General features: G+C 62.5%; 10 protein-coding genes. 4 read left to right on the top strand and 6 right to left on the bottom strand.

Annotated features, from left to right (window positions below; genetic code table 11):
* The first annotated feature begins 130 nt into the window (after positions 1 to 130).
* The gene (locus PspCFBP13528_RS11930; protein WP_065950238.1) at positions 131 to 2,218 is read left to right on the top strand and encodes an LTA synthase family protein; all 2,088 of its coding nucleotides are present in this window, start codon (positions 131 to 133) and stop codon (positions 2,216 to 2,218) included.
* A 62-nt stretch (positions 2,219 to 2,280) separates the two neighbouring features.
* On the opposite strand, the gene PspCFBP13528_RS11925 is transcribed toward PspCFBP13528_RS11930, so the two are convergent.
* Positions 2,281 to 2,433, bottom strand: coding sequence for a DUF3309 family protein (locus PspCFBP13528_RS11925; protein WP_137200287.1), 153 nt, complete (start codon positions 2,431 to 2,433; stop codon positions 2,281 to 2,283).
* 329 nt (positions 2,434 to 2,762) lie between these two features.
* Here PspCFBP13528_RS11925 and PspCFBP13528_RS11920 point away from each other — a divergent pair, with 329 nt between their 5' ends.
* On the top strand, positions 2,763 to 3,578 hold the full coding sequence (locus PspCFBP13528_RS11920) for an SDR family oxidoreductase (protein WP_101218581.1): 816 nt from the start codon (positions 2,763 to 2,765) through the stop codon (positions 3,576 to 3,578).
* Between the two features lie 128 nt (positions 3,579 to 3,706).
* Positions 3,707 to 3,910, top strand: a complete 204-nt coding sequence (gene csrA / locus PspCFBP13528_RS11915; RefSeq protein ID WP_065950236.1) for a carbon storage regulator CsrA — start codon at positions 3,707 to 3,709, stop codon at positions 3,908 to 3,910.
* An 8-nt stretch (positions 3,911 to 3,918) separates the two neighbouring features.
* Here csrA and PspCFBP13528_RS11910 read toward each other — a convergent pair whose 3' ends face one another.
* From PspCFBP13528_RS11910 to mnmC, 5 genes are all read right to left on the bottom strand, one after another.
* Positions 3,919 to 4,146, bottom strand: a complete 228-nt coding sequence (locus PspCFBP13528_RS11910) for a YheU family protein (protein ID WP_003192759.1) — start codon at positions 4,144 to 4,146, stop codon at positions 3,919 to 3,921.
* Between the two features lie 75 nt (positions 4,147 to 4,221).
* Complete coding sequence (locus PspCFBP13528_RS11905; protein WP_065950234.1) at positions 4,222 to 5,421, bottom strand: osmoprotectant NAGGN system M42 family peptidase; 1,200 nt, start codon at positions 5,419 to 5,421, stop codon at positions 4,222 to 4,224.
* A 172-nt stretch (positions 5,422 to 5,593) separates the two neighbouring features.
* Entirely contained in the window at positions 5,594 to 7,339 is a 1,746-nt protein-coding gene (ngg, locus tag PspCFBP13528_RS11900; RefSeq protein ID WP_065950233.1) for an N-acetylglutaminylglutamine synthetase, read from the bottom strand.
* Between the two features lie 3 nt (positions 7,340 to 7,342).
* Entirely contained in the window at positions 7,343 to 9,115 is a 1,773-nt protein-coding gene (locus PspCFBP13528_RS11895) for an N-acetylglutaminylglutamine amidotransferase (RefSeq protein ID WP_137200286.1), read from the bottom strand.
* A gap of 135 nt (positions 9,116 to 9,250) precedes the next feature.
* Positions 9,251 to 11,251: a bifunctional tRNA (5-methylaminomethyl-2-thiouridine)(34)-methyltransferase MnmD/FAD-dependent 5-carboxymethylaminomethyl-2-thiouridine(34) oxidoreductase MnmC gene (mnmC, locus tag PspCFBP13528_RS11890; protein ID WP_137200285.1), complete on the bottom strand. Its 2,001-nt coding sequence runs from the start codon at positions 11,249 to 11,251 to the stop codon at positions 9,251 to 9,253.
* A 156-nt stretch (positions 11,252 to 11,407) separates the two neighbouring features.
* Between mnmC and pap the strand changes: the two genes are divergently transcribed.
* On the top strand, positions 11,408 to 12,922 hold the full coding sequence (pap, locus tag PspCFBP13528_RS11885) for a polyphosphate:AMP phosphotransferase (RefSeq protein WP_065950231.1): 1,515 nt from the start codon (positions 11,408 to 11,410) through the stop codon (positions 12,920 to 12,922).
* The last annotated feature ends 556 nt before the right edge of the window (positions 12,923 to 13,478 follow it).

Genomic DNA, 13,478 nt, shown 5'->3' with positions numbered 1-13,478 from the left:
TAGCCTTGCCGGCCTTGATCGGGCACCATTTGCCCCGCCGCGTTAACCACCCACCCCGGCCAGCCTGGGCGAGGGCGGACGCCACTGCATTTATTTCGCAACTTCAACTTCCAATGGGTCCTAAAACGACATGGCAAACCCGGACGCCCTGAATCAGCAGCGAGCTTCAAATCGCCTGCTGCAACCGACCGTCAAATCCCATCTGGCGTACACGCTGCTCTGCGCACTGGTCATGATGGTGATGTTCTCCCTGCTGCGCCTGGCGTTGCTGGTTTACAACCGCGAGATGATCCTCGACACACCGGCCTCCACCTTCCTGGAAGCGTTCGCCAACGGCCTGCGCCTGGATATCCGCCTGGTGATGTACCTGCTGGTCCCGCTGCTGTTGGCGTTGTTCAGCGTCCGGGCCATGGCGGCTCGCGGGTTTTTCCGGTTGTGGCTGACCGTTGCGTCCAGCATCGCGCTGTTCCTGGGCCTGATGGAGATGGACTTCTATCGCGAGTTCCACCAGCGCCTCAACGGCCTGGTCTTCCAGTATGTGAAGGAAGACCCGAAAACCGTGGTGAGCATGCTCTGGTACGGCTTCCCGGTGGTGCGCTACCTGCTGGCCTGGGCCGTGGGCACGCTGATCCTGAGCATGGCCTTCAAGGGCGCCGACCGCGCAACGCGCCCGCGCGGCCCGTTCAGTGGCGGCAGCATCGGTACGCGCCAGGTGGCGCCGTGGTACAGCCGCATTGCGGTATTCGTGGTGTGCCTGCTGGTCGCCGTGGTCGCCATCCGTGGCACCCTGCGCCAGGGCCCGCCGTTGCGTTGGGGTGACGTGTACACCACCGACTCGAACTTCGCCAACCAGTTGGGCCTTAACGGGACGCTGTCGTTGATCGGCGCGGCCAAGGCGCGTTTCTCCGCGCATCGCGACAACGTCTGGAAAGCGACCCTGGAACAACCGCTGGCCACCCAGACCGTGCGTGACATGCTGGTACTGCCGAGCGAGAAACTGGTGGATACCGACACCGCTGCCGTGCGCCGTGATTTCACGCCGCCGGCCGAGAAGACCCTGCCGATCAAGAACGTGGTCGTGATCCTGATGGAGAGCTTCGCCGGCCACTCGGTTGGCGCGCTGGGCCGTCCAGGCAATATCACGCCGTACTTCGACAAGTTGTCCAAGGAAGGCCTGCTGTTTGATCGCTTCTTCTCCAACGGCACCCACACCCACCAGGGTATGTTCGCCACCATGGCGTGTTTCCCCAACCTGCCGGGGTTCGAATACCTGATGCAGACCCCCGAAGGCAGCCACAAGCTGTCGGGCCTGCCGCAGTTGCTGAGTGCGCGTGATTTCGACGACGTGTACGTCTACAACGGCGACTTCGCCTGGGACAACCAGTCGGGCTTCTTCAGCAACCAGGGCATGACCAACTTCATTGGCCGCAACGACTTCGTCGATCCGGTGTTTTCCGACCCGACCTGGGGCGTGTCCGACCAGGACATGTTCAACCGTGGCCTGGAGGAACTGAAGGCCCGCGAAGGCGGCAAGCCGTTCTACGCACTGCTGCAGACCCTGTCCAACCACACACCGTACGCGTTGCCGACGCCATTGCCGGTTGAGCAGGTCACCGACCGTGGCAGCCTCAACGAGCATTTGACGGCCATGCGTTACTCCGACTGGGCGTTGGGCCAATTCTTCGAGAAGGCCCGCAAGGAGCCGTACTTCAAGGAAACCCTGTTCGTGGTGGTGGGCGACCACGGCTTCGGCAACGAGCAGCAGATCACCGAAATGGACCTGGGCCGTTTCAACGTGCCGATGCTGATGATCGCACCGGGCATGCAGGAAAAGTTCGGTGAGCGTGACCACACCGTGGGCACCCAGATCGATATCGTGCCGACCATCATGGGCCGCCTCGGCGGTGACACGCTGCACCAGTGCTGGGGCCGTGACCTGCTGAACCTGCCGGAAGGCGACAAGGGCTTCGGCGTGATCAAGCCGTCGGGCAGCGACCAGACCGTCGCCTTGCTGACGGCTGACCGCGTACTGGTCCTGCCCAAGGAAATGCCACCGAAGTTGTGGCAATACGAACTGGGCGCCAACCCGACCGGCAAGGTCATCGCTGAATCGCCGGACGAAGCGGCACTCAAGCAGAAACTCGAGTCGTTCCTGCAAACCGCCACCAAGAGCCTGTTGGATAACACCGCAGGTGTCGTGGACGGTAAGCCGGACTAACGGATCGGCAATAAAAAAGAGGCCTCATTGAGGCCTCTTTTTTTTTACCCTTGGAAGGGGGCTTATATCTTGCCGAGCAACAACAGCACCACCAGAACGACGAGCACCACACCCAGGATACCCGACGGGCCATAACCCCAGTTACGCGAGTGCGGGAAGACCGGCAGGCCACCGACCAACAGGAGGATCAGGATAATGATCAGAATCAGGCTCATGGTTTTATTCCTTATAGGCCTTCTGTAAAGACCGGTTATTCAGCGGGAGTCTCGTCCATCTGATAATGGACGGCTTATCAACTCCGACTCTGTCACCTGATAAAAGATTCCTTATTTTTTTAAAGCATTTCGGTCGCTCGCTTATTTCTTTTAACACCTGCGCAAATGCGCCAAGTTAGTTGAAAAAGATTGAACTTAGGCTATATGCAAGTATCCGACCGGGCCCGCGGTTTGCCTGGGGCATTCATCACTCTGATGGTACATGGGCGAGGCGGGAACCTTCGCTACACTGCCGGTCACTTCCATCGTGAACCACAAGGCTACTTCCTATGCAAAACCGCATGATGATCACGGGCGCCGGGTCCGGTCTGGGTCGTGAAATCGCACTGCGCTGGGCCCGTGAGGGGTGGCAGCTGGCCTTGTCGGATGTCAGCGAGCCCGGCTTGCAGGAAACCCTGAGGTTGGTGCGCCAGGCCGGTGGCGACGGTTTCATCCAGCGCTGCGATGTGCGTGACTACAGCCAGCTCACGGCGCTGGCGCAGGCGTGCGAAGTGAAGCTTGGCGGCATCGATGTGATCGTCAATAACGCCGGTGTGGCGTCCGGTGGGTTCTTTGCCGAGCTGTCGCTCGAGGATTGGGACTGGCAGATCGCAATCAACCTGATGGGTGTGGTCAAGGGCTGCAAAGCGTTCCTGCCGCTGCTGGAACAGAGCAAGGGCCGCATCATCAACATCGCCTCGATGGCCGCGCTGATGCAGGGGCCGGCCATGAGTAACTACAACGTGGCCAAGGCCGGCGTGGTGGCGCTGTCGGAAAGCTTGCTGGTAGAACTCAAACAGCAGGAAATCGGCGTGCATGTGGTCTGCCCGTCGTTTTTCCAGACCAATCTGCTGGATTCATTTCGTGGGCCGACCCCGGCGATGAAGGCGCAGGTGGGCAAGTTGCTCGAGAGTTCGCCGATCTCGGCGACGGATATCGCCGACTATATTTATCAGCGCGTGAGTGAGGGCGAGTTCATGATTCTGCCCCACGAACAGGGGCGAATGGCGTGGACACTCAAGCAGAAAAACCCTCAGTTGCTGTATGACGAGATGACGCTGATGGCGGACAAGATGCGCGCCAAGGCGCAGGCCTTAAAGGGCTGATAGGGGTGCGGTCTGTCAGGCAAATTACCTATGCCTGTAGGTGATGCCTGATTTGGCCGCGAGCCATTGCTGGTTGCGCTACAAACACTCAAGGTCAGGGTCCTGATATTCGAAAAAGGACAACCGCCATGCTGGTCTTGAGCCGCGTTTTAGGCGAAAGCATTTCCATCGGCGATGATATCGCTTTGCACATTCTTGAAGTCAGTGCCAACCACGTGAAGTTCGGTATCGCAGCGCCGGCAGGCGTCAGCGTGCATCGCGCCGAGGTGTACCGCAAAATCCTCGAACGCCAGGCCAGGGCCGCTCGCGCGGTGCCGGTGCCCAACCCGTAGCGTCCCCGTCAATCAAACAGGTGCTTGGGCACGTCGTGCTTGAGCATCAGTTGGCATTGCTCGCTTTCCGGGTCGAACACAATCAGCGCCTGGCCCTTGGTCAATGCCTGACGCACGCGCAGTACCCGGGTTTCCAGCGGTGTGTCGTCGCCATTGTCGGTGCCATCGCGGGTGACGAAGTCTTCGATGAGGCGGGTCAGGGTGTCGACTTCAAGCGCGTCGTAGGGGATCAGCATATAAGCCTCAGGGGTCAAGTCCCGGCGATGCTACTGTGCCGGGACTTTTGTTTCCAGTGTCGGGCGTTTCCAGTATCAGCTGTTGCCGGCGTCGGCCTTGTTCCCGACCAGGCTGTCCACCGACGGCACCCGGGTATCGCTCTCCATCTGCGTCTCATGTTCGATCTGATGGCTGAAGCGGTCCAGGGAGCCTTGTGCCGGTTGCGCGTCGCTGGCGAATACCGGCGGGCTGAGGATATACGCGCCGAGCAGCCGACTCAGCGCCGCCAGGCTGTCGATGTGAGTGCGCTCGTAACCGTGGGTGGCATCGCAACCGAACGCCAGCAGGGCGGTGCGAATGTCATGCCCGGCGGTGACCGCCGAATGCGCGTCGCTGAAGTAATAGCGGAACAGATCGCGCCGCACCGGCAGGTCGTTATCGGCCGCCAGGCGCAGCAAATGCCGTGACAGGTGATAGTCATACGGCCCGCCGGAATCCTGCATCGCCACGCTCACCGCGTGCTCGCTGGAATGCTGGCCCGGAGCGACCGGGGCGATGTCGATGCCGACAAACTCACTCACATCCCAGGGCAGGGCGGCGGCGGCACCGCTGCCGGTTTCCTCGGTGATGGTGAACAGCGGGTGGCAGTCGATGAGCAGCGGTTCGCCGCTGTCGATGATGGCCTTGAGCGCAGCGAGCAGGGCGGCGACGCCGGCCTTGTCGTCCAGGTGACGTGCGCTGATGTGGCCGCTTTCGGTGAACTCCGGCAGTGGGTCGAATGCCACGTAGTCACCGACGCTGATCCCCAGGGAATCGCAATCGGCACGGGTCGCACAGTAGGCGTCCAGGCGCAGTTCCACATGGTCCCAGCTCACCGGCATTTCATCCACGGCGGTGTTGAACGCGTGCCCGGAGGCCATCAGTGGCAGCACGCTGCCGCGAATCACGCCGTTGTCGGTGAACAGGCTGACGCGGCTGCCTTCGGCAAAGCGGCTTGACCAGCAGCCGACCGGCGCCAGGGTCAGGCGACCGTTGTCCTTGATGGCGCGCACGGCGGCGCCGATGGTGTCCAGGTGCGCGGAGACGGCGCGGTCAGGGCTGTTTTTCTGGCCCTTGAGGGTCGCGCGAATCGTGCCGCGCCGGGTCATTTCAAACGGGATGCCAAGCTCTTCCAGGCGTTCGGCGACGTAGCGCACGATGGTGTCGGTGAAGCCGGTGGGGCTGGGAATGGCGAGCATTTCCAGCAGCACTTTCTGCAGGTAGGCCAGGTCGGGTTCGGGAATGGTTCGGGTCATGGAAACTCCTGATGAGTTGAGGGCATCGATGGTTTCGATGAGGTAAGGGGGAATGTCGTTGCCTTCACCGGCCTCATCGGGGGCAAACCCCCTCCCACCTTTGATAGGTGAACACCGTCAGATGTGGGAGGGGGGCTTGCCCCCGATAGCGGTTTCACATTCAACACATTCCTCAAGCGGCCGGCTGACTGTGTGGAAACAACAAATCCACAAACTTCTCAGCGGTCGGTTGCGGTTCATGGTTGGCCAGCCCGGCGCGCTCATTGGCTTCGATAAACACGTACTCCGGCTGGTCGGCGGCAGGGACCATCAGGTCCAGGCCAACCATGGGGATATCCAGGGCGCGGGCTGCACGCACAGCCGCATCCACCAGGGTCGGATGCAAAATGGCCGTGACATCTTCCAGGCACCCGCCGGTGTGCAGGTTGGCGGTGCGGCGCACGGCCAGTTGCTCGCCACGGGGCAGGACGCTGTCGTAGTCGTAGCCGGCGGCCTTGAGGGTGCGCTCGGTTTCCGCGTCCAGGGGGATCTTGCTTTCGCCATCGGTGGCAGCCTGACGACGGCGGCTTTGCGCTTCGATCAATGCACGAATCGAATGCTGACCGTCACCCATCACTTCGGCAGGGCGGCGAATCGCCGCGGCGACCACTTCGAAGCCAATCACCAGAATGCGCAGGTCCAGACCCTCGTGGAAGCTCTCGAGCAACACGCGGCTGTCGAACTGGCGCGCCGCTTCGATGGCTTGCTGCACCTCCTCGAAAGTCTGCAGATCCACCGCCACGCCCTGGCCCTGCTCGCCATCGAGCGGCTTGACCACGATGCGTTGATGTTCGTCGAGGAACTCCAGGTTGTCGTCGGCGCTGCCCGCCAGTTGCTGCGCCGGCAACTTCAAACCGGCGGCCTTGAGCACCTTGTGGGTCAGGCTTTTGTCCTGGCACAGGGTCATGCTGATGGCGCTGGTCAAGTCGCTCAGCGACTCGCGGCAGCGCACGCGGCGCCCGCCGTGGCTGAGGGTGAACAGGCCGGCATCGGCATCATCCACCTGCACGTCGATGCCGCGTCGATGGGCTTCTTCGACAATGATCCGTGCATAAGGATTGAACCCCGCCTGCGGCCCAGGGCCGAGAAACAGCGGCTGGTTGATGCCGTTCTTGTGCTTGATGGCGAACGTGGTCAGCGCACGAAAGCCCAGCTTGGCGTAGAGGCTCTTGGCCTGGCGGTTATCGTGCAACACCGACAGGTCCAGATAGCTCAAGCCACGGCTCATGAAGTGCTCCACCAGATGGCGCACCAGCACTTCACCCACGCCGGGCCGTGTGCATTGCGGGTCTACCGCCAGGCACCACAGGCTGCAACCGTTTTCCGGGTCATGGAACGCTTTCTGATGGTTCAGGCCCATGACGCTGCCGATGACCGCGCCGCTGTCCTCATCTTCCGCCAGCCAGTACACCGGGCCGCCTTGATGGCGCGGCGTCAGGCGTTCGGCGTCAATAGGCAGCATGCCGCGGCCCTGATAGAGCAGGTTCACCGCCTGCCAGTCGGCTTCGCTCTGCACGCGACGGATCCGAAAACCGCGGAACACACGGGTAGCGGGACGGTAGTCACTGAACCACAGGCGCAGGGTGTCGGACGGGTCGAGGAACAACTGCTGTGGATCGATGCCGAGGATCTGCTGGGGCGCGGCCACATACAGCGCAATATCGCGCTCGCCGGCCTGTTCGTTGAGCAGTTCCAGGGCAAGGCTGGCGGGGTCGGGGAAGGTGTGCCCGATCAACAAACGCCCCCAACCGCAATGCACGGCAATCGGTTCGGGGCCTTGCGCGCTGCCGTCTTCGGCAAGCCGCGCCTGCAGACGCTCGTAGGTCGGCGCCTGGCCCTTGAGCAAGCGTTGGCTGTACGCCGCGGCGTTAGGTTTCATTGATCAGATTCCTTGTTCGCTGAGCCACAGGTTCAGCGCCGCCAGTTGCCACAGCTTGGAGCCGCGCAACGGGGTCAATTGGCCTTGTGGGTCCGTCAGCAGGCGGTCGAGCATGGCGGGGTTGAACAGGCCACGGTCCTGGCTCGGGTCCAGCAGCAGCTCGCGCACCCAGTTCAGGGTGTCGCCTTGCAAGTGCTTGAGGCCCGGCACCGGGAAGTAGCCTTTCTTGCGGTCGATCACTTCGCTGGGGATTACCCGGCGCGCAGCTTCCTTGAGCACCTGCTTGCCACCGTCGGGCAGCTTGAACTTGCCCGGCACGCGGGCCGACAGTTCCACCAGGCGGTAGTCGAGGAATGGCGTGCGTGCTTCCAGACCCCAGGCCATGGTCATGTTGTCGACGCGTTTGACCGGGTCGTCCACCAGCATCACGGTGCTGTCCAGGCGCAGGGCCTTGTCGACGGCGGCATCAGCCCCCGGCATCGCGAAATGTTCGCGCACGAAGTCCCCGGCGGCGTCGTTGGCGGTCAGCCATTTCGGCGCGACGGTGGCGGCGTAGTCGTCGTAGCTGCGGTCGAAAAACGCGTCGCGATAAGCCGCATACGGATCGCTGGCGCCGTCCACCTGCGGGTACCAGTGGTAACCGGCGAACAGCTCGTCGGCGCCCTGGCCGCTCTGCACCACCTTGCAATGCTTGGCCACTTCCCGCGACAGCAGGTAGAAGGCGATGCAGTCATGGCTGACCATCGGCTCGCTCATGGCGCGGAATGCTGCCGGCAGTTGCTCGATGATCTCGCTTTCGGCGATGCGCAACTGATGGTGACGGGTACCGTAATGCTTGGCGATCAGGTCAGAATACTGGAACTCGTCGCCGCGCTCGCCGCCGGCATCTTCAAAGCCGATGGAGAAGGTCGACAAATCCTCTACGCCCACTTCGCGCAGCAGGCCGACGAGCATGCTCGAGTCGACGCCACCGGAGAGCAGCACGCCGACATCCACAGCTGCACGTTGGCGGATCGCGACGGCTTCGCGGGTGCTGTCGAGTACGCGATCGGTCCAGTCTTCCAGGGTCAGGTGTTTTTCATCTTCGTGGGGGCCGTAGGGCAGGGTCCACCAGGTTTGCTGTTCAGTCTTGCCGCTGGCGTCGATGCGCATCCAGCTCGCCGGTGGCAGTTTTTCAATGCCCGCCAGCAGCGTGCGCGGTGCAGGCACCACGGCATGGAAGTTCAGGTAGTGATTGAGGGCCACCGGGTCGAGGATCGGGTTGATATCGCCGCCCTTGAGCAGCGCCGGCAAGGCCGAGGCAAAGCGCAGGCGCTGGCCGGTGCGCGACAGGTACAGTGGTTTGACGCCGAGACGGTCACGGGCGATGAACAGACGCTGCGCATCGCGCTCCCAGATGGCGAACGCGAACATGCCGTTGAGCTTGGGCAGGAGCGCTTCGCCCCAGGCGTGATAGCCCTTGAGCAGCACTTCGGTGTCACCGCCGGAATAGAAGGCGTAGCCGAGGGCTTCCAGCTCTTGGCGCAGTTCCGGGAAATTGTAGATTGCGCCATTGAAGGCCAGGGACAGCCCCAGTTGGGCGTCGACCATCGGTTGGGCGGAGCCGTCCGACAGGTCCATGATTTTCAGGCGGCGATGGCCCAGGGCAATCGGCCCTTGGGCATGAAAGCCCCAGGCGTCGGGGCCACGGGGGGCGAGGTGATGCGTGATGCGTTCCACGGCTGCCAGGTCGGCAGGTTGATGATCAAAGCGTAACTCGCCAGCTAATCCACACATAAGTTCCTTACCGGTTTTTCCGTTGGGGAGGGTCAATACTCAATACGCCTTAAAGGGCGCGTACCCAGAAACTGACCCAGTGCTATGCGCGGAGTTTTAGATCAATAAGTTATAAAGCAAACTGCCATGAGGTCATCAGGCCTGCACTTTGGAGGCCTGTGATTTGCCGCGAACCAGGGCGCGCAGGGCAAATCGATTGGGATGACAGGCCTCGGCCACCGCGCTCGGCAAGGGCAGCGGTTCGTCACAGAGCCAGGCTGCGAGCAGTTCGCCGCACAGTGGCGCGGTGACCAGACCGCGTGAGCCGTGGCCGCTGTTGATGTACAAGCCCGGCAGCCACGGGCAGGGTGTGTGTGGAACTTGCCGGGCGTCTTTGCCCAGTGCGGCGTACACCTGTGCAAAGGCCTCACGGTCGGCCAACGGGCCAACGATCGGCAGGTAGTCGGGGCTGGTGCAACGAAAGGCCGCACGGCCCTGCACGTGTTCCGGTGCCACTGTGTCGGCGTCCAGGCGTTGCAGCAGGTCCTCGGAAATCTCGCGCAGCCTCTGCAGATTGCCGGCATGTTCGGCGCGCGTGGGGGCGAGGTCCTGGTTATTGAAATCAAAACTGGCACCCAGGGTGTGCTCGCCCAGGCGGGCCGGTGCGACATAACCTTCAGCGCAGACCACGGTGGCCAGCGCCTGACTCGCCGGCGTCTGCGCCAGGCAGGTGATTTGCCCCCGTATGCGCTTGAGCGGCAAGTCGGCGCTGGGTGCGAACCGCTTGATCTCGGCAGCGCCGGCGAGCACCACCACGCTGGCGCTGGCCAGTACCCGCTCACCGTCGCGCGCGCACCACTGATCATCCACTCGGTCGAGTTCAAGCACCTCGCGGTGGGTGAGCACGTTAATCAAGGGGTGCGTTGCCTGCCACTGGCAGAGCGACGGTGGATGCACCCAGCCGCCTTCGGGGAAAAACAGACCGCCCTGGGCCACGTCGATCCCGGCGCATTGCCGGGCCTGATCGCGATCGACCAGGTGCAGCAGTTCCGGGGGAAAGGCTGCGGCCAGTTGGGCCTGGCGCTCGCCCTCCCTGGCGTCGAACGCCAGTTGCAACACGCCGCAGTCGTCCCAGTCGACGCCACGGTGCAACTGTTCAAGCAGGCGTCGGGTATGCCCGAAGCCGCTGAGTATCAGTTGGGACAGTGCAGTCCCGTGCGCTGACAGTTTCAGGTACAGCACGCCCTGGGGATTGCCGGAAGCCTCTGCAGCCAGGCCGGCATGCCGTTCCAGCAGACTGACCCGCCAACCCCGCGCCGCCAGGCTGGCGGCGGTGGCGCAACCGGCCAGGCCACCGCCGATGACCATGGCGTGGCGGTCACCGGTGACTGGCGCCGGCCGTGCAAACCAGGGCCTGGCGCGGGCGGGCGCCGGACGGTCCTCGGGCCACCCCAGAAACTCCCCGCGCAGGATCTCCCACTTATGGCCAATGCCAGGCGTGCGTTTCATCTTGAACCCGGCGGCATTGATCAGCCGGCGTACCCAGCCGGTGCTGGTGAAGGTGCTGATGGTCGAACCCGGTGCGGCCAGGCGGGCCAGTTCGGCGAATAGCTCGGCGGTCCACATGTCAGGGTTTTTCGCCGGGGCAAAGCCGTCGAGAAACCACGCATCTATTTGCGCGTCCAGTTGCGGCAGTTGCTCCAGGGCGTCGCCGATCAGCAGGGTCAGGGTGACGCGACCGTTGTCCAGCACCAGGCGCTGGAAGCCTTGATGGATGGCGATGTACTGGCCCAGCAACTGCTCGGCGTAAGGTTGCAGTTCGGGCCAGAGGGCGAGGGCGCGTTGCAGGTCGGTATGGCTGAGCGGGTATTTCTCCACACTGACAAAATGCAGGCGTGCCCCGGCCACCGCCTGCTGGTCGAATAACTGCCAGGCACACAGGAAATTCAAGCCCGTACCGAATCCGGTTTCACCGATCACCAGGCGCCCACCGGCCGGCAAGGCCGCAAAACGCGCCTGCAAGCGGTTCTGTTCAAGGAACACATAACGGGTTTCTTCCAGGCCCGACTGGTCGGAGAAATACACGTCATCGAACACCCGCGAGTGCGGGCGGCCTTGGTCGTCCCAGTCGACCTGGGCGTGGGTGATCGGGTTCATGGGTGGCTCATATGAATAACGGCAGGTAAAGACAAGGCGGCCATTCTAGCCGATCAACCGGTCTTGAATTGATCCACGGCAAGCGGCGGTTGAATTTCCTCCCGCGTGTCGTTGCCCAATCCGCTAGTCTTGAGCCATCTTGAAACGGAGCTGCCCATGTTCGAATCCGCCGAAATCGGTCACGCCATCGACAAAGACACCTATGACGCCGAAGTGCCGGCCCTGCGTGAAGCCTTGCTGGAAGTGCAGTACGAGCTGCAACAGCAGAAGCGCTTTCCGGTGATCATCCTGATCAACGGCATCGAAGGCGCGGGCAAGGGCGAAACCGTCAAGCTGCTCAATGAGTGGATGGACCCGCGCCTGATCGAAGTGCGCACTTTCGACCAGCAGACCGACGAAGAACTGGCGCGCCCGCCGGCCTGGCGCTACTGGCGGCAGTTGCCCGCCAAAGGCCGCATGGGGATTTTCTTCGGCAACTGGTACAGCCAGATGCTGCAGGGCCGGGTGCATGGACAGATCAAGGATGCGCGGCTCGATCAGGCCATCGCCGGTGCCGAGCGCCTGGAAAAGATGCTGTGCGATGAAGGCGCGCTGATCTTCAAGTTCTGGTTCCACCTGTCCAAGAAACAGATGAAGGCGCGGCTCAAGGCCCTGGCCGATGACCCGCTGCACAGCTGGCGCATCAGCCCGCTGGACTGGCAGCAGTCCAAGACTTACGACAAGTTCGTGCATTTCGGCGAGCGCGTTCTGCGCCGCACCAGTCGCGACTACGCACCGTGGCACGTGATCGAGGGGGTCGACCCGCATTACCGTGGGCTGACCGTGGGCAAGATCCTGCTCGAAGGCCTGCAGAGCGCGTTGAAGCAGGCCAGGGTCAAGGCCAGTGGCATGAACCCGGCGCCGCTGCCGTCGTCGGTGGACCAGATGAGCCTGCTCAACAGCCTCGACATGAGCCTGCGGCTGGACAAGGACGATTACGAAGAACAGCTGATTACCGAACAGGCGCGCTTTTCCGGCCTGATGCGCGACAAACGCATGCGCAAGCACGCGCTGGTCACCGTCTTTGAAGGCAACGACGCGGCCGGCAAGGGCGGAGCGATCCGCCGTGTCGCGGCCGCGCTGGACCCGCGCCAGTACCACATCGTGCCGATTGCCGCGCCCAGCGAAGACGAGCGCGCCCAGCCGTACCTGTGGCGGTTCTGGCAGAAGATCCCGGCGCGGGGCATGTTCACCGTGTTCGATCGCTCCTGGTACGGCCGCGTGCTGGTGGAGCGCATCGAAGGCTTCTGCACCCCGACGGACTGGATGCGCGCCTATGGCGAGATCAATGATTTCGAAGAGCAGCTGCGCGATGCCGGTGTGATCGTGGTCAAGTTCTGGCTGGCGATCGACAAGGAGACTCAATTGGAACGCTTCAAGGCCCGCGAAGAGATTCCGTTCAAGCGCTTCAAGATTACCGAAGACGACTGGCGCAACCGCGACAAGTGGGACGACTACCGTGCGGCGGTAGGCGACATGGTTGATCGCACCAGCACCGAGGTGGCGCCCTGGACGCTGGTGGAAGCCAACGACAAGCGCTGGGCGCGGGTCAAGGTATTGCGCACGATCAACCGGGCATTGGAAGACGCATTCGAGAAGTCCGACAAGCACGACAAGAAGAAAAAGAAATAGAAAAAGCCTGGATCGAACCCGGTCCAATGTGGGAGGGGCTTGCCCCCGATGGCGGTGGGTCAGCTGCAGCTGCATCGACTGACAGCCTGCCATCGGGAGCAAGCCCCCTCCCACATTGGATTTGTGCACATCAGATAGACTCCCTGCGCGTGCCATGCCTTCGCCAAACCCGACAAGCACGACAAAAAGAAACAGCCTGAGCCTGACTCGATCCAACTGTGGGAGGGGGCTTGCTCCCGATGGCGGTGCGTCAGTTGCAGCTGCATCGACTGACAGCCTGCCATCGGGAGCAAGCCCCCTCCCACAGTGGATTTGTGCACATCAGATAGGCTCCCTGCGCGTCATGCCTTCGCCAAACCCGACAAGCGCGACAAAAAGAAACAGCCTGAGCCTGACTCGATCCAACTGTGGGAGGGGGCTTGCTCCCGATGGCGGTGGGTCAGTTGCAACTGCATCGACTGACAGCCTGCCATCGGGAGCAAGCCCCCTCCCACATTGGATTTGTGCACATCAGATAGACTCCCTGCGCGTCATGCCTTCGCCAAAACCGACAAGC

Source organism: Pseudomonas sp. CFBP13528 (assembly GCF_005233615.1).
Classification (GTDB): domain Bacteria; phylum Pseudomonadota; class Gammaproteobacteria; order Pseudomonadales; family Pseudomonadaceae; genus Aquipseudomonas; species Aquipseudomonas fluorescens_AM.
The sequence above is the reverse complement of the archived record's forward strand: the minus strand, read 5'-3'. Positions and strand labels throughout refer to the sequence as shown.

Coding starts and splice junctions, on each gene's coding strand:
- PspCFBP13528_RS11925 (WP_137200287.1), bottom strand. CDS start 2,433: ATGAGCCTGATTCTGATCATTATCCTGATCCTCCTGTTGGTCGGTGGC.
- PspCFBP13528_RS11905 (WP_065950234.1), bottom strand. CDS start 5,421: ATGACCCGAACCATTCCCGAACCCGACCTGGCCTACCTGCAGAAAGTG.
- PspCFBP13528_RS11895 (WP_137200286.1), bottom strand. CDS start 9,115: ATGTGTGGATTAGCTGGCGAGTTACGCTTTGATCATCAACCTGCCGAC.
- PspCFBP13528_RS11910 (WP_003192759.1), bottom strand. CDS start 4,146: ATGCTGATCCCCTACGACGCGCTTGAAGTCGACACCCTGACCCGCCTC.
- pap (WP_065950231.1), top strand. CDS start 11,408: ATGTTCGAATCCGCCGAAATCGGTCACGCCATCGACAAAGACACCTAT.
- ngg (WP_065950233.1), bottom strand. CDS start 7,339: ATGAAACCTAACGCCGCGGCGTACAGCCAACGCTTGCTCAAGGGCCAG.
- PspCFBP13528_RS11920 (WP_101218581.1), top strand. CDS start 2,763: ATGCAAAACCGCATGATGATCACGGGCGCCGGGTCCGGTCTGGGTCGT.
- mnmC (WP_137200285.1), bottom strand. CDS start 11,251: ATGAACCCGATCACCCACGCCCAGGTCGACTGGGACGACCAAGGCCGC.
- csrA (WP_065950236.1), top strand. CDS start 3,707: ATGCTGGTCTTGAGCCGCGTTTTAGGCGAAAGCATTTCCATCGGCGAT.
- PspCFBP13528_RS11930 (WP_065950238.1), top strand. CDS start 131: ATGGCAAACCCGGACGCCCTGAATCAGCAGCGAGCTTCAAATCGCCTG.